Origin of the sequence: Psychrobacter sp. Sarcosine-3u-12, assembly GCF_002836005.1 — a bacterium.
In the GTDB taxonomy this organism is placed as follows: Bacteria; Pseudomonadota; Gammaproteobacteria; order Pseudomonadales; family Moraxellaceae; genus Psychrobacter; species Psychrobacter okhotskensis.
The window spans coordinates 1-20,015 of the sequence record NZ_PJBY01000083.1 but is presented as its reverse complement, the minus strand read 5'-3'; the positions used below and the strand labels follow the sequence as shown (position 1 = coordinate 20,015).

At 43.8% G+C, this 20,015-nt stretch carries 17 protein-coding genes; 11 read left to right on the top strand and 6 right to left on the bottom strand.

All coding sequences use genetic code 11. The features are described from left to right. Positions 1-27 precede the first annotated feature (27 nt). A complete protein-coding gene (locus tag CXF65_RS05170; RefSeq protein WP_101211276.1) occupies positions 28-768 on the bottom strand; it encodes a dienelactone hydrolase family protein in 741 nt (246 codons plus the stop codon). Positions 769-929: 161 nt separating this feature from the next. Here CXF65_RS05170 and CXF65_RS05165 point away from each other — a divergent pair, with 161 nt between their 5' ends. Together CXF65_RS05165 and CXF65_RS05160 are read left to right on the top strand one after the other, a co-directional pair. After that, on the top strand, positions 930-1,526 hold the full coding sequence (locus CXF65_RS05165) for a YcgN family cysteine cluster protein (protein WP_101211275.1): 597 nt from the start codon (positions 930-932) through the stop codon (positions 1,524-1,526). 45 nt (positions 1,527-1,571) lie between these two features. Beyond that, positions 1,572-2,369, top strand: coding sequence for a hypothetical protein (locus tag CXF65_RS05160; RefSeq protein ID WP_025651546.1), 798 nt, complete (start codon positions 1,572-1,574; stop codon positions 2,367-2,369). Positions 2,370-2,402: 33 nt separating this feature from the next. On the opposite strand, the gene CXF65_RS05155 is transcribed toward CXF65_RS05160, so the two are convergent. Then, on the bottom strand, positions 2,403-3,710 hold the full coding sequence (locus CXF65_RS05155; protein WP_101211274.1) for a DUF4105 domain-containing protein: 1,308 nt from the start codon (positions 3,708-3,710) through the stop codon (positions 2,403-2,405). A 256-nt stretch (positions 3,711-3,966) separates the two neighbouring features. On the opposite strand from CXF65_RS05155, the gene CXF65_RS05150 reads away from it, so the two are divergent. The 5 genes from CXF65_RS05150 (at position 3,967) to CXF65_RS05130 (ending at position 11,653) form a co-directional block, all read left to right on the top strand. After that, a complete protein-coding gene (locus tag CXF65_RS05150; protein ID WP_025651548.1) occupies positions 3,967-4,866 on the top strand; it encodes a CBS domain-containing protein in 900 nt (299 codons plus the stop codon). 524 nt (positions 4,867-5,390) lie between these two features. Further along, positions 5,391-6,965: an apolipoprotein N-acyltransferase gene (lnt, locus tag CXF65_RS05145; protein ID WP_101211273.1), complete on the top strand. Its 1,575-nt coding sequence runs from the start codon at positions 5,391-5,393 to the stop codon at positions 6,963-6,965. A gap of 139 nt (positions 6,966-7,104) precedes the next feature. Beyond that, positions 7,105-7,557, top strand: a complete 453-nt coding sequence (locus CXF65_RS05140; RefSeq protein ID WP_101211272.1) for a hypothetical protein — start codon at positions 7,105-7,107, stop codon at positions 7,555-7,557. Between the two features lie 323 nt (positions 7,558-7,880). Then, positions 7,881-9,443: a peptide MFS transporter gene (locus tag CXF65_RS05135; protein WP_101211271.1), complete on the top strand. Its 1,563-nt coding sequence runs from the start codon at positions 7,881-7,883 to the stop codon at positions 9,441-9,443. 392 nt (positions 9,444-9,835) lie between these two features. Further along, positions 9,836-11,653: an aminopeptidase P family protein gene (locus CXF65_RS05130; RefSeq protein WP_101211270.1), complete on the top strand. Its 1,818-nt coding sequence runs from the start codon at positions 9,836-9,838 to the stop codon at positions 11,651-11,653. Between the two features lie 257 nt (positions 11,654-11,910). Here CXF65_RS05130 and CXF65_RS05125 read toward each other — a convergent pair whose 3' ends face one another. From CXF65_RS05125 to CXF65_RS05115, 3 genes are all read right to left on the bottom strand, one after another. Continuing rightward, complete coding sequence (locus tag CXF65_RS05125; protein WP_101211269.1) at positions 11,911-12,771, bottom strand: hypothetical protein; 861 nt, start codon at positions 12,769-12,771, stop codon at positions 11,911-11,913. Between the two features lie 128 nt (positions 12,772-12,899). Next, positions 12,900-14,276 (bottom strand): beta-ketoacyl-ACP synthase II, encoded by a 1,377-nt coding sequence (gene fabF / locus CXF65_RS05120; protein WP_198551965.1) that lies wholly within the window; start codon positions 14,274-14,276, stop codon positions 12,900-12,902. 94 nt (positions 14,277-14,370) lie between these two features. Further along, positions 14,371-15,723, bottom strand: coding sequence for an anhydro-N-acetylmuramic acid kinase (locus CXF65_RS05115; protein ID WP_101211268.1), 1,353 nt, complete (start codon positions 15,721-15,723; stop codon positions 14,371-14,373). A 119-nt stretch (positions 15,724-15,842) separates the two neighbouring features. Here CXF65_RS05115 and tyrS point away from each other — a divergent pair, with 119 nt between their 5' ends. From tyrS to CXF65_RS05095, 4 genes are all read left to right on the top strand, one after another. Further along, positions 15,843-17,054, top strand: coding sequence for a tyrosine--tRNA ligase (gene tyrS / locus CXF65_RS05110; RefSeq protein WP_101211267.1), 1,212 nt, complete (start codon positions 15,843-15,845; stop codon positions 17,052-17,054). Between the two features lie 94 nt (positions 17,055-17,148). Further along, positions 17,149-18,276: an ImmA/IrrE family metallo-endopeptidase gene (locus CXF65_RS05105; protein ID WP_101211266.1), complete on the top strand. Its 1,128-nt coding sequence runs from the start codon at positions 17,149-17,151 to the stop codon at positions 18,274-18,276. Beyond that, on the top strand, positions 18,276-18,821 hold the full coding sequence (locus tag CXF65_RS05100) for a DUF4411 family protein (RefSeq protein ID WP_025651559.1): 546 nt from the start codon (positions 18,276-18,278) through the stop codon (positions 18,819-18,821). Before CXF65_RS05105 ends, CXF65_RS05100 begins: the two co-directional genes overlap by 1 nt. A gap of 15 nt (positions 18,822-18,836) precedes the next feature. Then, positions 18,837-19,064 carry a DUF1653 domain-containing protein gene (locus tag CXF65_RS05095; protein ID WP_101211265.1) on the top strand — a complete coding sequence of 76 codons (228 nt, stop codon included), beginning with the start codon at positions 18,837-18,839 and terminating at the stop codon, positions 19,062-19,064. An 81-nt stretch (positions 19,065-19,145) separates the two neighbouring features. On the opposite strand, the gene CXF65_RS05090 is transcribed toward CXF65_RS05095, so the two are convergent. Next, positions 19,146-19,982 (bottom strand): alpha/beta fold hydrolase, encoded by an 837-nt coding sequence (locus CXF65_RS05090; protein WP_101211264.1) that lies wholly within the window; start codon positions 19,980-19,982, stop codon positions 19,146-19,148. Positions 19,983-20,015 lie beyond the last annotated feature (33 nt).

Below are 20,015 nucleotides of genomic sequence, written 5' to 3'. Positions count from 1 at the left end.
TACTACAAAAAATGAGTCTTAAATACCCTATGATCCTAAATTGGTTTTCATAAACTCAAGCATATTTTCCCAGCTTTGCTTGGCAGCGGTTTCATTATAGCCAAGATCAACGTCATTTTTCGCTGCACGCTCATCGGCGTGCGGATTGGTAAAGCCATGCTTAGCATTGTCATAAACGTCGATAGTGTAGTCAACGTCTGCTGCATCTAGCTCTGATTTTAGACCTTCGATTGCCTCCATGGATACCATCGAGTCATCACGACCATGAGCGACTAATACTTTGGCTTTGAAGTTCTTGTCTGCTGGCTGTTTCGCTGATGGGTTGCCATGGAAAGTTGCCACCGCTTTTAGTGGCATACCATCACGCGCCATATCGAGGACGACTTTACCACCGAAGCAGTAACCGATTGCCGCTAGATTATCACCATCAACCGCCAATTGATCGCTAAAGTCATTGAGAATCAAGCGGCAGCGCGCCATTAGCATATTTTGGTCTTCTAATACTTGCTCCATCCACATGTTGGCTTGTGCTGCATCGGTGGTCAGCTTGCCTTCACCATAGACATCCATAGCGACTGCTGCATAACCTGCTGCTGCCAAGCGTTCGACCACTGATTTTGGATGATCGACCACGCCCCACCATTCTGGAGCCACTAAAATACCTGGCAATGCCGTATCATCTGATGCATTTTCTGGTAGCGCGACATAGCTGATAAGCTCAACACCATTTTCGGTTGTACTGATTAATTCAAAGGTCTTAATTGACATATTATTGTCCTTTTTCATGTTGTAAGTTTTATTTATTCGTCATTGTGAGGGTTCGTTTTTCTGACTTGTACTACCTTAACGCCCATATCCAGCAAAAACAGCTATAATACTGTAACGCTCTTTATCAAAATGTCTCTTTATAAAAAATCGACTACAATGCTATGACTATTAACTTGTTAAATCAATCTGCTGCTAATTTAAACGCTGATGCTGCTGGGCCGCTGAAACCAGACACAATCGTGAGTCTATTTCCTGACAGCGAATCAAATGCAGCGTCTGAAACACTGCGCCCACAGTTTTGGGAACGCTTTACGTTGGCAGAGCTAAATCATAGCGAATGGGAAGCGTTGTGTGATGGCTGTGGCAGTTGCTGTTTGATTAAGTATATCGATGAAGATGAGCATGGCGATGTGGACGAGGAATTGGTTGAATATACCGATGTGACTTGTCAGCTGATGGATTGTGCGACGGGATACTGTGGTCACTATGCAACACGTCAAGAACATGTCCCCGATTGTATTCAATTGACCATGGAGAATTTGCCGCAGATGATGTGGCTACCCTCGCACTGTGCTTATAAGCGCTTGTATAAAGGACAAAATCTGCCAAGTTGGCATCTGTTGTTGACTCAAAATGCAGTAGAGACTCAGCAGAAAATGCGCGCTGTCAATGTGGGCGTAGCAGGTCGCTGTGTGTCGGAGATTGGTATGTCTGATGAAGAGATGGAAACGCGCGTGGTGAATTGGGTCAAGCCGTAGTTAATTATTTGCTGATATAAAGGGTTATGATTTAAGGGTTGGAATATGCATAAAATTTGCCTTACAACAAGTTTGATATTCAGTGCTGCTTTTTTGTCAATCGGCTGCTCAAATATATCTCACTTGTCTGAGACTAATTTTCCTACTCCTCAAACGGTTCAAGCTATACCTGTAAAGGGTATGTCAGCACCAGTGACTGCTCCTAAATCAGCTGCAATGGTTATTGTCAACTGGCAAAAGATAGAGGCAGCCGCAGATAAAAAATATGAAGACGAGCCATTGGCTGATTATTATCTGAATATTTTATCCGAGGAAGAAAGGAATGGTGCTCCTTGGTTTTATGCACAAGATTTTAATGTTTCTATTGAAGAGGCGCAGCGTCGATTATTATTGCAAAGGATTAGCTTGCCATTGAATGAAGCAATTTCAGAGCAATTAGGCGCGAATATTGCGGAATTTTATTATGATAACAATGACCCTGATGAGTTTTCTATTAGGGTGACGACACTAACCAAAGTTAAAGCCGTCCCGCCAAAATATGTGTATCACTTTAAGCAAAAGGAATTTGAAAATTATTCCTTTCCTATTTATATCCAAGCCATTAGTGATAAAATGCGTCAGCTGATTGTTGCAATACAAGAAAAAGCGTGGCCTGAGGTATTAAAGCGTTATCCTGACGCTCAAAGTATTGGCTTTAGCCCAATGACCAATACTATTAATGTTACGATTTACCGCCCAACACCCAATGAAACCGAGCGCCAACGTATAGAGGCTGAGTTGAATGATATTCTCGATTATTTGGTGATGGTTGAATTTACACAACATCGAATAACTACGCTTTAATGATGAGTACTATTTAATATATGATCAATACTATTATTGAGACGCTTGAGCTGCTGACTTGGCCTGCTCTTCAGCCTCTGCTTGCGAATCAGCCAAAGGCGGAATAGGAATGCCTTGGCGAATTTGCGTAGAAAATTCGCGACTGTTAATACCTGATTCTAGATTAGATTGATTGTCAAAGCCGCGAACTTTTGGATTGATATGGGTGCGCTCGTACCAAGTATCCATCGACCAGTTTTGCCCGTCTTGCTGTTCTTCATTTAATTGGGAGTTGGTATCGAGCATACCGACGTCGTAGAGATAGTTTGGCAGCCAGCCAGAGACCCAAATCCGGTAATCCCACGGTAGACGATCACCACTGATGAGCCGCGCCATATAAAAGATAATATTGGTACAGTTACTGGTCAAGGTGTTATACCATGCAGGCTGCGCATTCAGCTCATCGGCAGCAGTCAGATAAGACTCAAATAATGACTTGACCTCATGCTGCTGCAAATGACTGATTGGCAATAGATAGACTTGCTCACCGCGCGCATTGGTCCGTGTATAGATAATATCGCGCTCTTCTGCTGCAATCAGGCTCAGCTCATAACGTCTAAAAAATCCTGCGAGCGCCGAAAAAGACTCGCCTTGTTCTTTGCGAATCTCAAATGAGAAAGCGAGCGGTCTATCATCTTCAAAACGAAAGCTCACCAAGGTATGGGCAATCAGTGGTCCCATCCAGTAAGAGTTCGCCACATCGACGCCAGACAATTTTGACATATCAATCGTTCGCGTCTCCCAGCGTGCCGTCGCGTCATCTTCGGTATGCCAATCAAAGTTTCGGACATTGGTAAGCGTAATCAAATCAGGATTGTTTGGATCACGCTCATAAGTGATTTTTTGACTGACTTCAGGCATCCAGTCGCGTTGTTGCTCAGGGGTAATAGACATAAACCAGCCGACACCTACGAACCAAATCGCCGCGTACAGTCCGACTAGCCATTTAATCTTTTTTTTCTTAGTTATCGTTTTTTTGCCAGTAGCTTGTCTATCCGCTGTTATATTATGCGGTGCTTTCTTGGAATCAGGCGTCCAATAACGTGTGGCAAACAAGGCGCTAAGCAATCCAATAATGACGATTATGGCCAACCACGTTAGCACTGAGCGCGCGCCAAACTGATACCAAATCGCCATCAGTAACCAAACAGCGGATAGCAGTAGGGTGGTAATGATTAAAAATTGTACAAGGTAATATCGCCATGTCGGCTTTTGCTGGTTGTTATGAGCCACACCACTCTCTGAACGATGGTTGTTTGAGTGCGGCGTGAGCAGTCGAGAAAAAAAGGAGCGTAAGGACATAGTGTTTGTTATTGATAAATAAAGGCTTTGACCATAGCAAAGTTTATAACACACTGACAATACAATTTGCGTGAATTTGTCGTTGAATGTCTTTAAGCCTTGCGATAAAGTGAAGCTAATTTAAACTGGTCTAGGTATTTATTAATTATTAACGACTGGTTTTATTTAGTACTTTCATCCCCATCTACGTTTTTACGCTATTAATTTGTCAACAATTAACATTTGCCAATAACTAAAGAGGTTAAATCACATTACCATGTCTGACGACACTCCAAGCCCGAGTAGTTGGTCGATGCGCGGCTTAAAACGCTGGCTATCGACCGCCCCCGAAACCCGTGATGAACTGATTCGTTTGGTACAGGACTCGCGCCAGTTCTTAGAGCCTGATACCGTGGATATGTTAGAAGGCGTGCTCGATCTGCCTGCGACCCAAGTGCGCGAAATCATGACTCCACGCCCGCAAGTGATTGGCCTGCACGAGAGCACCAGCCTTGCCGAAGTGATGGATATTATCCTTGAGACTACGCATTCGCGTTATCCCGTCTTTGACAGTCAAGATGATGATGCGGTCATTGGTATCTTATTGGCCAAGGATTTGATTCCTATATTAGTGCACATGGTGCGCGATCAAGAAGACAAAATCGATAGCAAGCGTCTAAAAGATTTGGTACGTCAGCCGCTCTATATTAGTGAGACGGCGCGTTCTGATACCTTGTTGCGCTCATTGCAGCGTACCCAAGTACATATGGCGATTGTGGTCGATGAATTTGGTAACTTTGGCGGTGTCGTTACTATGGAAGATTTGCTCGAGGAAATCGTCGGTGATATCGTCGATGAACATGATGACTTCGATGAAGACAGTGACATTAATAATATCGTCGCCGACCCCGACAAGCCAAACACTTGGCGTGTGCAAGCGTCGACCGTGATCGAAGACTGTAATGATGAGCTTGGTAGTCGTTTTGATGATACCGATGTCGATACGATGGGCGGTCTGGTCATGCAGGCACTGGGTTATGTAGGTGACCTAGAAGGCGAGAGCGTGGTGATAGACGATTGGCAAATTACCATTACTGATGTAGAAGGTCGTTTTATTCAAAACCTAGAACTGACCAAAACGAATCCTGAGCAGCACCTATTGATAGGCAGTCATTAATGTATTTTTGACGTCATTGTCATACGTGCCATTCATAAGTTTTATAACGCACTGATAATTTCTATAAAAACACGATTGCGATCGTGTTTTTTGCTGTCTGTCTGTCATTCACTTTTAGTAGCCACTTTTAGTAGCTACTTTTATCAGTCGCTTTTAGCAGTCATTTTTTTACTACTCAAATTTACCCATTGATCGGCGCAGACTGGTATCATGGGCGGGTTTAATTTTTAGACGCTGTATTTATATCAATCTTATATAGTCAGTGAAAAGTAATATTGAGAAATCACGCACTGCTGATATCCATTTTTCTTGCTTGCTGTGCCTACGCAGACAGAGGCTACAAAAAATTGATATCAGCAGTATCGTCGCGTTTTTGGGGTATTTTGACTATATTTATAAGACGATTATCAAACAATACTATTGAAAAGATAGGGCGTTTATAGCCATTGAGCAAGCTTTAGGTTAAGTATCGGCTGAATACTAAACATGTAACATTTTAGATACTATGGTTTTGGATAACTGCTATGCGTCTGTCTACTGTTGATTTGCAAAAACGTCTGAACCCCGAAAAACCGAAAGGTTTGCCTATGGGTTTGGCCATATTGATTGCTTGGCTGGCAGGGGCAATATTTATCTTTGCCCTCGCACCTTATGGCATTTGGCCAGTAGCACTGGTATCGCCAGCGATTTTATACGCGCTATTGATGCCTGAGATGACAGGTCGCCGAGCCTTTTTTATCGGTCAAGCATACGGCACGGGGCTATGGTGCGTGGGTGCATTTTGGCTCTATACGTCCATCCATGTCTATGGGGCGACGCCCGCATGGCTGGCGTTGATTATGATTGCGCTGATGGGTCTAGGCATGGGCTTGTTTCATGGATTTTTGGCGTTAATTTTTAATCGACTGGTTGGCAAGCAGCCCTTGGCTTTTGCGGCACTTTGGGTGTTGCAAGAGTGGATGAAGACTTGGCTTTTCACTGGTTTTCCGTGGTTGTTCGTCGGTTACGCCTTTACCGAGCAATATTGGCTATCGTCATTAGCACCCGTTGCTGGCGTATTTGCGGTCTCTTTTGTCGCCATCCTGTTAGCGGCAAGCGCCGTTGAGCTGTTGCGTCGCCGTGGTGGTTATATGGTTGCGACTGCCGCACTATTGGTGCTCAGCGTCTCATTATGGTTGATTAATCCACAATGGACGAAACCCAAAGGCACGCCCGATTTATCGGTATCGCTGGTTCAAGGCAATATTCCGCAAGATCTAAAATGGCTGACCGAATATCAAGTAGAAACCTTAAAAATCTATGCAACCTTGACGCGTACTGAGTGGGGACGTGACATTGTTCTGTGGCCTGAATCGTCGATTCCAATGTTTCAGACCGAAGCTGTAGGGTTTATCAGTGAAATGGTAAAAATGGCCAAAGCCACCAATACCACGTGGGTCACCGGTATTCCTTACAAGGATGAAGCAGCATTTGATCCGAGCACGGATAAATACCCACCGTTTTATAATAGTGTTATTGCGTTAGGTGCGGATGCAGAGGGCATGTACAAAAAGCAACGGCTAGTACCTTTTGGTGAATATATTCCGTTTGAAGGTCTGCTTGATATTTTACCCAACTTAGCTGGTAGCCAAGAGATTATGAGCTATAGTCGCGGTAGCGACAATCAGTCACCACTGCGTGTACGTGGGCACAACTTGGGCGCGGCCGTTTGTTATGAAGTTGCTTATCCCGATACCACGCGTAAAAATGCGATTGGAACCGACTTTTTATTGACCATCTCAAACGATGCCTGGTTTGGCACCTCGGCGGGTCCACTGCAACATCTACAAATGGTACAAATGCGCGCGCTTGAGAATGGTCGCTGGTTTATGCGAGCGACCAACACTGGTGTGACCGCTATCATCGACCATAAGGGCCGTATTGTAGAGCGTGCCCCGCAGTTTGAACGGACGGTACTACGCGGTGATATTCAGGCACGGGTGGGTAATACACCATTCATGCGTTTTGGTAATTACCCGATTTTGTTCATTATAGCTCTCCTATTGTTATTGAGCTATCTTGGCAAGCGCGCGACCCCTCGAAGCCGTTTGGTCAGCTAATGAATCAGACTAATAGCGGCTAATTTGAATAATTTATTCGATAATAAACCCTTTAAATAGTTAAGGGTTTTAACAAATCGACATAAATTGCGATATAATAGCCAAATATTTCAAATATTTTGTGTAAGGTGGATAAGGTATGTCAGAACATATTGTCGAAAACAACCCTAAGAAAGAGTTCTTATTTGCTTTAGGCGGTGTTGCCTTATTTTTAGGTATCGTCTTACTCATTGGTGTTTCAGCATTCTTACGCCCAGCAGGAGAGCACATTACGGCTGAGACGGCAGAAGAATCTGTTGCCACTGATACAGCCGCCGCGAGTGCTACTGAAGACGCAGCCCCCGCTGAGACCGATAGCGCAGCAGCGCCAGTAGAAGCAGTCACTGATACAGCAGCACCGGCTACGGCTGCTGATGCAACGGTCACACCAGCTGCAGATACCAGTGGTGCGGTAGTGACAGCGGAAGCAGGTACGGCATCAGCATCAGGTACGGTAAACCAAGCCGCTGTTGGCGATGCTGACTTGAGCGCAGAACAAGCTGATGGCGACCTAGACGCTGGTAATACCGAAGAGACAACAACCGCAGAATAAGCGTGTCCTTACCTATACTGAATGCTATTCTTATAAGATTAATTTTGCAGAGCAACTTTTGACAAACAGCGTTTTCAAGAATGGCTAGTCTTATTATTAGGGCTCTATAAAACAGTTGACCGCATTTCTTCATTGATAATCCCAACAAAAACTCGCTCTTAGCGCTTAAGAGCGAGTTTTTTTATGGGTATTTGTGTAATTATTAGCCAACTTTTTCTTTACTTGGTTATAACCAAGTGAAACAATGTTCCGCCTATATGACCGTTCATCTGCGTAATTGGGTAGTTGGTCATCACTAATATGATATTTAAAGGAATAAATGTATGAGCAGAGAATCAAAGTTAGGGGTTGGTGCTGCTGAACTGGAAGCGCTAGACAACGGCTTTATGGGACATCCAAAACCATTACGTCCGCTATTTTTTACGGAAATGTGGGAGCGCTTTTCTTATTATAGTATTCGCCCACTACTCGTACTATTTATGGTGGCGACGGTAGGCAGCGGTGGTTTTGGTTTTGATGATGTTACCGCATCGGCCATTTATGGTATTTTTGCGGGTTCGCTATATTTAGCAGCAGTACCGGGCGGTTGGTTAGCCGATAATTGGCTAGGTCAGGAGCGTGCTCTGTGGTGGGGTAGTATCATTATCGCCCTTGGTCACTTATGTATTGCGCTCTCCGCATTATTTGGCATGACGCTGTTTTTCGTCGGCTTGATGTGTATTGTTATGGGTTCAGGACTATTTAAAACCTGTATTTCGGTGATGGTTGGGGCGTTGTATTCTGAAGGTGATGTACGTCGTGATAGTGGTTTTACCTTATTTTATATGGGTATCAATATCGGCGCATTATTAGCCGCACTCATCGTCGGTATCTTTAAAGAAAAAGGTATGTGGCACGTTGGCTTCGGTGTTGGTGGTCTTGGGATGTTGGTCTCACTACTCATCTACCGTTTTTCTGCTCAAAAAACGCTAACACACTATGCGCAAGCGAAAGGCATCACGCCTGAGTGGGAGCGCTCCAATGACCGTTATAAACATATAGGCCGCTGGGTCGCTGGATTCTTAGCGTTGCTAGTGGCAGTCGTCGTTTTAGTCTCTACAGGTCTGATGCCGTTTCAACCGCAGATGGTGGCGGAGTATATGACTTATATCATTGCAGGTGTAGTGATACTGTACTTTGCCATTATGTTCATCTCACCTAGGCTTGATAAAACCGATAAGCTGCGTCTATTGATTTGCTTTATTTTAATTATCGGCTCAACGCTATTTTGGTCAAGTTTTGAGCAGCAGCCGACGTCTTTTAACTTATTTGCTGACCGTTATACAGATTTGGATGTTTTGGGGTTTGAGATACCGAGTATTTGGTTCCAATCATTAAATCCTTTGTTCATTCTACTGCTAGCGCCAATCGTCAGTATTATCTGGGTTAAGCTTGGTAATAGAGGTGTTGAACCTAGTAGTATGGTGAAATTTGCTCTTGGTATGTTACTTGCCGCTGCAGGTTTTGGCTTGATGATTGTGGCCTCGAAAAGTATTTTGACCAATGATAGTGGGTTGGCATCACCTTTGTGGTTGGTAGGTAGTTTGCTACTACTCACCCTTGGCGAGCTGGCACTTAGTCCTGTAGGTCTGTCTTCAATGACTAAGCTTGCCCCAAAAGGGATGCAAGGCCAGATGATGGGACTTTTCTTTGCCTCTTTAGCCATGGGTAATTTGGTTGCCGCATTTTTCGGTGGCAATGTCTCAGCGGATAAGATTGAAGGCTTACCAGATCTGTTTACGACGATGACAATTTTATTGGTTGTTACGGCTGCCTTATTACTGGTATTAGCGAAGCCTATTAATAACATGCTACAGAAAAGTGAGCGTGCCGATAAAGTCAGCTAATCAATAGGGTTTTCAATAAGTCATTGAGCGAGTGTAGCGCACAAGTCAATGACAGAGGATGAGACGTGTTACCATTGCTGGTAGCACGTTTTATTGTTTCATTCGGTGAGATATTTCTCTTCGGCCATTGAAAGCCTGTTATCTGCCCAGACATCTAATGATGTTCTACTGTAATTCTATTTTGCTAAAATAATAATTGGCCTCATATATTTGGCATCTGACTTTTTACAACATTTTAATTCTCAAACTATTGAATTTGGCTGATTCAAGTACTGATCATTTAATTAAACTTTAAAGCGATTTTAAGCGCCCAAATAAGACGGCTATCCATAGTCGCCTCACAGTAGTATTTTTTACATCTAATTTCTCCAAAATCAATAAGGACACATTCAATGAATAAACAAACCATTCATGATCGTATCGATAGTTTACGCAAAAGCTTAGTTGCCCAAGACCTTACTGCGATTATCGTCCCCTCTGCTGATCCGCATTTATCTGAGTACTTACCAGAATATTGGCAATCCCGCTTATGGTTGTCAGGGTTTACAGGTTCTGTCGGCACGCTCGTCGTTACCGCTGATTTTGCTGGCATGTGGACCGATAGTCGTTATTGGGTGCACGCCGCTGATCAATTAGAAGGCACAGGTATCAGCTTAGAAAAGCTCGCGCCTGGTCAACCAAATCATATCGATTGGCTCGCCGAGCATTTACAAGAAGGTGATAGCGTAGCAGTCGATGGCAATGTGCTGTCTATCGCCGAACAGGATAAGCTGCTAAATGCCTTTGATGCCAATGACATCACCTTAATCACTGAGCGTGACGTATTGACAGAAGTATGGAGCGATCGTCCAGCGTTGCCATCAGCAGAGTTATATCAGCACGATGAGCAGTTTCTCGCCCAGTCCGCTACCTCAAAGCTGGCCGCAGTGCGTGCCGGTATGGGCGATGCAGGCGCAACGCATCATTTGCTTTCCAGCTTAGATGATATCGCTTGGTTGACCAACTTACGCGGCGCTGACGTCGATTACAATCCGGTATTTTTAGCGCATATGCTGATTAGTGCAGACAAAGCGACGTTGTTCGTCGATAATAATAAAGTCAGTAGCGACATTGAAAAAGCCCTAAAAGATAGCGGTATAACGCTTGCCGATTATGAAGCGGTACAAGAGGCATTGAGCGCCCTGACGCCAGAAGACTTACTATTGTTAGATCCAAGTAAAGTCGCCGTGGGTACGCTATCAAAAATGGCGGAAGATGTGGGCTTTATCGAGCAAATGGCACCGAGCACGTTGCTTAAATCAGTTAAATCTGACGCTGATATCGATCATGTACGTGAAGCCATGCGTCAAGATGGTGCTGCATTAAGTGAGTTTTTTGCCACATTTGAGCAGCGCCTAGCAGATGGCGAGCGCTTAAGTGAGCTTGATGTCGATAGTATGCTGATTGAAGTACGTAGTCAGCAGCCGCATTATGTATCGCCGAGCTTTCCAACGATTGCAGGTTTTAATGAGAACGGTGCACTGCCGCATTACCGCGCAACGCCAGAAAAATTCAGCTACCTTGACGTCGCTGAGGGCGAGGGTGGCTTATTACTGATTGACTCAGGGGCGCAGTATCAAAACGGCACCACCGATATCACACGCGTGGTCGGTATTGGCAAAGTAAGCAGCGAGCACAAGCGTGACTTTACCACCGTGCTCAAAGCCCATATTGCCTTAGCAAAAGCGCATTTCCCTGATGGCATTGCTTCACCACTGATTGATGCGATTTGCCGTGCGCCATTATGGCAGGCACAGATGGACTATGGTCATGGTACTGGTCATGGCGTTGGTTACTTCTTAAACGTCCATGAAGGCCCGCAAGTCATTGCTTATAGTGCCAGCACGCCAAAAGAGCGGGCGATGAAAGAGGGTATGATATCGAGTAATGAGCCGGGTTTATATCGTGAAGGTAAATACGGTATTCGTATCGAAAACTTGATGGTAAATAAACGGGTTGCTCAGCCAGTAGAAACGGAATTCGGTAATTTCCTTAACTTTGAAACAGTGACTTACTGCCCCATTGATACCCGTCTGATTGAGCCGTCATTGTTGGATCAAGTAGAGATTGATTGGCTGAATGAATATCACAGCCAAGTCTTTGCTGAGCTAAAAGACCGTGTTGATGGTGCGGCATTAGAGTGGTTAACTGAGCGTACACAAGCTATCTAATTATAGTCAGAGCACTTTTAAACCGCTACGGTGTTACCCGCCCTAGATGTACTCAGTGTACTATCTGCGGTCAGTCGCCTTGTAGCGATTCTAAAATTCCTTGACTATACAAGCTTTGCAACTACCAACCTGAAATAAAAAAAGCCCTGTAAACGATTTACGGGGCTTTTTCTTACGTGAATACTACTTATTACCTGAATACGGATTATTGACTAGGTGCTGTTATCCAGATGCCGTTTATTATCCAGATGCTATATTTAACTTTTTTGCGCATCTTTATGAGTTACTGATTTATCTTGCTCACCCAAATGTTGAGTCACCTCAGCACGTAGCCAAGATTTTAGATTTTCAGACATCAACATCATTTGCTCACTGAGATAGTCATCAATCTGCATCTCAAGTTCACGGATCAATTCTTGATGCGTTGCGCTTAGTTTTGCATCTTTTAATGCCAGTTTGATGGCGGCGCTGGCTTTATCATTGACAGCTTTGATACTGTTGTCATTTTTAATGTCATTATTATTTTTGATGCCATCATCGTTTTTGCTAAGAGTATCGTTAACAGCGTCATTTTTTGCAGCATCTGATTCTTCGGCGACTGTGCTTTCAGAAGAATTATTTGCAGCGCTATTGGCAGTATTGTTATCAGTATTTGTCTGGCTACTATCGGTAGGGGCAACTTTATTATCAAGGCTATTTTTATCGGCTACTAGCTGTTCATTTTTCAGTTGTTCTTTTTGTGCAGCTTTTGCTTCTTCATGCAGTCGGGCTTCTTCTTTTAATTTTGCCTCTTCTTTGAGCTTAGCATCCTCTACCGCTTTGATTCTTTGTTCTTCTTCGAGACGTTCTTTTTCAGCAGCGGCGCGCACTTGCGCTTGTTTGTCGGCGATGGCTTGGGCAATCGCTTGCTCGGCTTCATGATTTTCATAAAGCTCATCGACATGCGCATCTAGATCATGGGTGCTAAAAACAAAGCTCTCAAACGGCGTCTCGGTTTGTAAGAGGGTGGTGATATCCTTTAGCTCTTGGGTAATGGCTGCGCGAATAGGCTCAGGCGCACACGTCCAGCGCTGGTAAAACTGATGGGAAAATGAGTAGCTTGACATGGTATCTTCCATAAATGTTCCAAAAATTACCCCTTATCATACGCAAGTACGATAAGGGGCTGCAAGTGGACAAACGTAGCAAATCTGACACCAAGGTTACAATGGATTGCCTCACACGCTTTTAGGCGTTCTTTTTTGCTTTAGGGTTGAACTGGCCAGCGCGCAAATACTAACGAGCCATTGGTGCCGCCAAAGCCAAAGCTATTGGACACCGCATATTGCAGATTTTCAACTTTACGTGATTGGTTAGCCACGTAATCAAGGTTGCAGTTATTTTCGACATTGTCCAAGTTAATGGTTGGCGGTATATGCTGATGTTGCAGGGCAAGGACAGTAAATATCGCTTCGACACCACCAGCAGCACCTAGCAAATGACCGGTCATGGATTTGGTTGAGCTGACCAAAATGCTGTCCTTGACGGGCACAAATACCGTTTCGATAGCAATTGATTCAGCGACGTCACCGGCAGGGGTGCTGGTACCATGAGCATTGACATAGCCAACGGCGGCAGGCTCAATGCCTGCATCATTTAAAGCGTTTTTCATCGCTCGTGCCGCGCCGCTACCATCTTCTGGTGGCGCGGTAATGTGGCTGGCATCATCGCTCATACCAAAACCTACCAGCTCGGCGAGGATCGTGGCACCGCGCGCTTTGGCATGAGCAAGGCTTTCTAGCACTACCACGCCTGCGCCGTCACCGAGCACAAAACCATCACGATCTTTGTCAAAGGGACGCGAGGCTTTGGTCGGTTCATCGTTGCGAGTAGAGAGGGCGTGCATGGCACCGAAGCCTGCTATGCCCAGTGGGCTAGAGCCTTTTTCACTGCCCCCTGCCAGCATGACATCGGCATCACCGTAGGCGATTAAGCGCGCAGCGAGACCGATAGCATGAGTGGCGGTCGTACAGGCAGTCGACGTCGCGAGATTTGGGCCTTTTAAGGTATGTTTAATCGCGACCAATCCTGCTGCCATATTGACAATAGAGCCAGGGATAATGAAGGGTGAGACTTTGGTAGCGCCTTTTTCACGTAAGGTATCACGGCTGTTTTCGATGGTTTGTATACCACCAATCCCTGAGCCTAAAATAATGCCAAAACGCTCTTGCTCAACGCTTTGCACAGGGGCGTCATCAGCGCTGACTTCGTCGATAAAGCCCGCGTTCTGTAATGCCATGCTAGAGGCAGCGATGCCATAATGAATAAACTCATCATAGCGGCGGGCGTCTTTGGCATTCATATATTGTTTGGCGTCAAAGTCCTTGACCACACCAGCGATTTGCGCACGATATCCGGTCGTATCAAAGTGGCTAATTGGGGTAATACCACTCTCGCCATTGAGCAATTTCGTCCACGAGCTGTCAACGTCCAGACCCAGTGGCGTAATGGCACCTATGCCAGTAACCACCACGCGCAACTCATCAGAGCGCTCGTAGTGGGGCGGCTTATGACGCGGTTTGTGCGCCGAGGTTGCGCTAACTTGATCAGCTTGCGAAGTGGTTGAACTGCTGTGTTGACTCATGCGATATATCCTGTACTTACGGTCCTAAGAGGATGTTATTTCAGAAGCCATTATAAAACACATAAGTGCACGCGTGTAAACTAAAATCAGTAGACTATGCAAAACACACTTGTCCCAACACCACATTTTTACTCGCGCCAGTTACTGCAGGCAAGTTACCCGTTTCACCCATCAAGGTCTGCCGTGCCAACCAAGCAAAAGCAACGGCCTCTACCCATGTAGGCTCTAGTCCTAAGCTGGCTGTAGTTTCCACACTGCACTGAGGCAAATGCGTGCGCAAACGGCTCATTAGGTAGTCATTTAAGGCACCACCACCACAGACATAAACTGCACTGTTTTTATTATTTTTGATAAATTGGGTGATTTGGCTACTGGCGCTGATAGCGGTCAACTCGGTTAAAGTCGCTTGCACATCGGCTGCTGCATAGCGGGTATCGACAGTGGTCTGCTCGAACGTCTGCAGCTCAGCTTGTAGCCAAGCTAAATTAAAGTCCTCACGCCCCGTGCTTTTCGGATAAGGTTTTGCAAAAAACGGATGGGCTAATAATTGATTGAGTAGCGGCTCGATAATTTGTCCAGACTGCGCCCAAGCGCCACCAGCGTCATAATCTTTACCCGTGTGCAATGCTGCCCATGCATCCAATAATAGGTTGGCAGGACCCGTATCATAACCAATCACAGCATTATTATTAATAACAGCCTCATTTACCGGCTTATCATTGACTGGTAAGACGGTAATATTGGCAATACCGCCCAAATTTAATAACACTCGCGTACTATCAGGCGTGGCAAATAAGGCTTGGTGGAAAGCCGGAACCAAGGGTGCACCTTGACCACCGACCGCCATATCACGGCGGCGAAAATCACTGACCACGCTAATGCCCGTACGCTCAGCGATAATATTGGCATCGACCAATTGTAAGCTAAAGCCCATCTGTGGACGATGACGCACGGTCTGCCCATGACAGCCAATCGCTAGCACTGACTCTGCGTCGATATCTGCTTGTGTTAATAAAGTATTGACCACCTCGCTGGCAAACTCACCATACTCGCGGCTTGCCCAACCGAACCACTCCAATTCGCTATGGCTTTCACTGTTGGGCTCAGCATCGCTGGCTATCAATTCCTTGACACCATTGGGCTGACATAAGGCCAATAACACTTCGCGCAGTCGTGGCGGGAAGTCTTGGCTATGAGTTGCTAACAGTCGCATCGGTGCTTGGCTATCTTCTTCAGCACTACTATCATTACTGAATTGACACAATACGGCGTCCATACCATCTAAGCTGGTACCCGACATCATGCCGATATATAAACCCTCATCGAAGCTCTCGAATACCGTCTGTTCAAGGGTTTCGGCGAGCGATAAAGCATCTGAATTTTCATGTATATTTGAATCTGAAAGATCGTTATTTTTATTATCAATCGCTGACCGAGGCTTACTCATGGCAATTTTCCTTAAAAAACGCTAGTATATCTGCCAAATTCTAACATTTTTTGCTGGCTACGAAATTCTAAATAGCCCAAACGCTCTACCCTTTCAATAAAGACCATAAAGAGATCCTCATGACCACTCAAACCTACACCCTAGAAGAACAACTTGCCCTTATCCAGCGCGGTACGCAAGAGATCCTATCTGAAGAGGATTTAGTTGCCAAACTTAAACTAAACCGTCCGCTACGTATCAAAGCAGGTTTTGATCCTACTGCCCCAGACTTGCACTTGGGTCATACGGTTTTGATTAATAAGCTCAAGCATTTTCAAGATTTGGGTCATGAAATTTATTTTTTAATTGGTGATTATACCGCCAAGATTGGCGATCCTTCTGGTAAAAACTCTACGCGTCCACCATTGACTGACGAGCAAATCAAAGCCAACGCGACGACTTATGCTGAACAAGTATTCAAAATATTAGATAAAGAAAAAACGCGTGTGGTCTTTAACTCCGAATGGTTTAATGACATGTCAGCCGCTGATATGATTCAGCTGGCCAGCCAGCAAACCGTCTCACGTATGCTTGAGCGTGATGACTTTTCTAAACGCTATGCGTCGCAAACACCCATTTCTATCCATGAGTTTCTTTATCCTTTAGTGCAAGGTTATGATTCTATCGCCCTAAAAGCGGACGTCGAGCTTGGTGGTACCGATCAGACTTTTAACTTGTTGATGGGTCGTACGCTGCAAGGTCGTTATGGGCAAGAGCAGCAAGTCTGTATTACCGTTCCAATTCTAGAAGGGCTGGACGGCGTCAATAAAATGTCTAAATCTTTAAATAATTACGTCGCCATCCATGACGCACCCGGCACGATGTACCAAAAAATCCTCTCAATGCCAGATACTTTGATTCGTCGCTATTTTGAATTTTTAAGCTTTAAGCCAATGGAAGCTGTCGAAGTCTTAATGGCAGAGATGGAAAACGGTCGTAATCCACAAGAGATCAAACGCATTCTTGCTGAAGAGCTCATTGAGCGTTTTCATGATGCTGATGCCGCTGCCAATGCACACAAGTCAGCAGGTAATGTGCTTGCTGATGGCGAGTTGCCTGTTGATTTACCAGAAATCATGCTGGATTTGGAAGGTCAAGAGGCGCTATTTATCACCCAAATAGTGAACCAAGCAGCACTTGCCAAAAACAACTCAGCCGCCAAAGACATGGTCAAACGTGGCGCGGTGAAAGTAGACGGTGAAGTCGTCGATGCAGGCTTTAGTTTAACGTCGGGTCAGACTGCTGTTATTCAGGCGGGTAAAAAGGCTTATGCAAAAGTGACGGTGGGTTAGGTTAAAGACAATTCTTTTATAAAGTTTAATTTAAAATAGGGCTATAATATTAATTATAGCCTTGTTTAACTCTAAAAGGATATTCTAGGAAGTTATGACAAATCGTCAATTAGTGAGACATTCTCCAATAGCATTGAGTCATTACCGACAACAGATGTCGCTATCTGTAGATTTGCTTGCCAAAAAAACCTCCATTCCTTCTAAAAAAATTGAAAGTGCTGAGGTCGAGAATAATGTTTTCACAATTAAACAGCTCAATAAATTAGCTGACATACTTCTAGTACCAGTTTCTTATTTAACTTTTGATTCAGTCATTAGTCGTGAATTACCTAAAGTCATTGATTTTAGAAATAAGTATGAAGATATATCAGGAGAAGATGAAGAGCAAAGTTATCAATTCCAAAAAGTAGCTCAGGAAGCATATATCGACAGAGACAATCTATTAAGTATTTATGAGTCTTTAGATGAAAATATAAGTAATTTTGGTTTAAATCTCTTAGGAAGTAATGCACAGCACGATGCACAATTAATCATAGATTTCTTAAATTTAGAGGAAGAAAATCTTTTAGAGTCAGGCTCTGATTATTATAAGTCTTGGCGTACTATAGTGGAAAAAAATGATGTAATTGTTTTAGAGAAATTAAATCCTTCTTTAAGCTCAGAAGGTATGTCTTTGTACTATGATAAATTACCTATCATAGTGATTTTAACTACGGGACAGTCACCCGCACGTCGACTTTTTACTCTAATACACGAACTGGTACATTTAGGTTTGAAGCAAAGTGCTTTGGACGGCAACTTGATATATTCTAACTATACTGAAGAGGTTTATTGTAATGAGGTTGCAGGATATGTTTTAGTCCCTAGTTCAATTGTCTATAAATATTACTCTTCGAACTTATCTCTAAGTGAGAACATACTAGCAATTCGAAAGGTTACTAAGGCTAGTCGACCAGCTGTTGCTATTCAGCTTAAACAATTAGGTTTAGTAAAACAAATAGAGCTTGAAGACTACCTAAAAAGCCTTCAAGTTGAAAACTCTGGAGGTTTTGGGGTTAAGAAGAGACACACCACATATAATCATTTTGGTAAAGTTTATTTACAGCAAGTATTTTCAGCTATTTGGAAAGAAGAGCTAACTATTAACTCTGCAATGGACTTGCTGAGAATTCCTAATCGTATTGAGGATTTGAAGTACTTAGAAGATAAGGCGTTTTCTTGATGATAAGAGTCTGTTTAGATACTAATGCTATTATTGATATTTGCTATCGATATTATCCTATTGAAATATTCAAAACAATTTGGGATTCGCTTTTAAACTCGATATCTGCTGGACTTATTAAATTTGTCGTTTCTGAAGATATTAGACAGGAAATTTACGGTCGAGTAGCGCTTTTCGATGGGTATTCACCTATAGTTTTGGATGATTTTTTCAAATCATTCAACATTGAAGTAATAAGAAAGACGACATATCAAACTCAACTTTTATCTCTACAAAATCAAATGATTGAAGAATTACCATTCTTTCAGAACATGAAGGTAGAGAGGCGTTTAAAGAAGGTTAATGGGATTAGTAATGATCTATCTAATATAGCTGTTGCTATAAGCAAAAATGCTTGTGTTTTGACAAGTGAGCAAGGGTTTAACAAAGATATATCTAAAGAATTAGTAGGTGACATAAAGATACCTGATACATGTAAATATAAAAGCATAATATGTTATACATGGTTAGATTTATTTAATTACCTCGGAATCAATAAAATTTAATGAGAAAATGATTTTATGACCCAAACCATCCCCCAAGGCATTTACCGCCACTATAAAGGCAGTCTTTACCAAGTTTTGCATACCGCGCAGCATTCAGAAACAGAAGAATTGCTAGTGGTTTACCGCTGCCTATACGGTGAGTATGGCGTTTGGGTGCGACCTTTAGCGATGTTTACAGAGACCGTTGAAGTTGACGGTAAAGAAGTGCCAAGGTTCGAGTTGATTAAAGTGTTAGCGGATTAATGAATCAACTTCGTTAAAATCCACTGCCCAAATAAAAAGCGACCCATCAAGGTCGCCTTTTTTATGTCTATCAAATGATCATTAGCTATTTAAGAAGTCGATCAAAGCCTTATTAAATTCATCTTTATGAGTGACATTAATACCGTGTGGACCACCTTCGACAATATGCAATTGACTGTCGGCAATCATATCGTGCGAGCGCTGACCACTGGCCTCAATCGGGACGATTTGATCAGCATCGCCATGAATAACTAAGGTTGGCACATCGAATTTCTTCAGATCATCACGGAAGTCGGTATAAGCAAAGGATTTAACGCAATCATAAGTCGCTTTTGCTGAAGCAAACGAGGCGATATCGCGGTTATATAAACGCATTGGTTTGCTAACTAGTAGCTTACCCTCTGCTGGCGTAAAGAAATTCTTGGTAAAGTCGTTTAAGAAGGCAATACGATCGCCGCTGACGCCATCTAAGAATGCTTGAATATCTGCTTCTGCTAAGACCCCATCAGGATTATCATCAGCTTTGAACAGATAAGGTGGAACAGAAGAGGCGAGTACCGCTTTGCTAATGCGTTCTGAACCAAAGTTGCCTAGATAGCGAGCGACTTCGCCGCCACCCATAGAGAAGCCAACGATAGTAGCATTTTGCAGATCCAGCTCATCCATCAAGGCTTTTAGATCTTGCGCTAAGGTATCGTAATCATAACCTTCCCATGGCTTAGACGATTGACCAAAGCCGCGTCTATCATAAGTAATGACTTGATAACCAGCTGCAACGAGCGCCATCAATTGCGACTCCCAAGATCGTCCGCTAAGCGGCCAACCGTGGATTAATACCACAGGTTTGCCGCTACCTTGGACCTCATAATATAAATCGACAGCTTGATTGTCTTGCTGTGCAACGCTAACGTAAGGCATACATTGTTCCTTTTAGAATTATTATTAAAAATA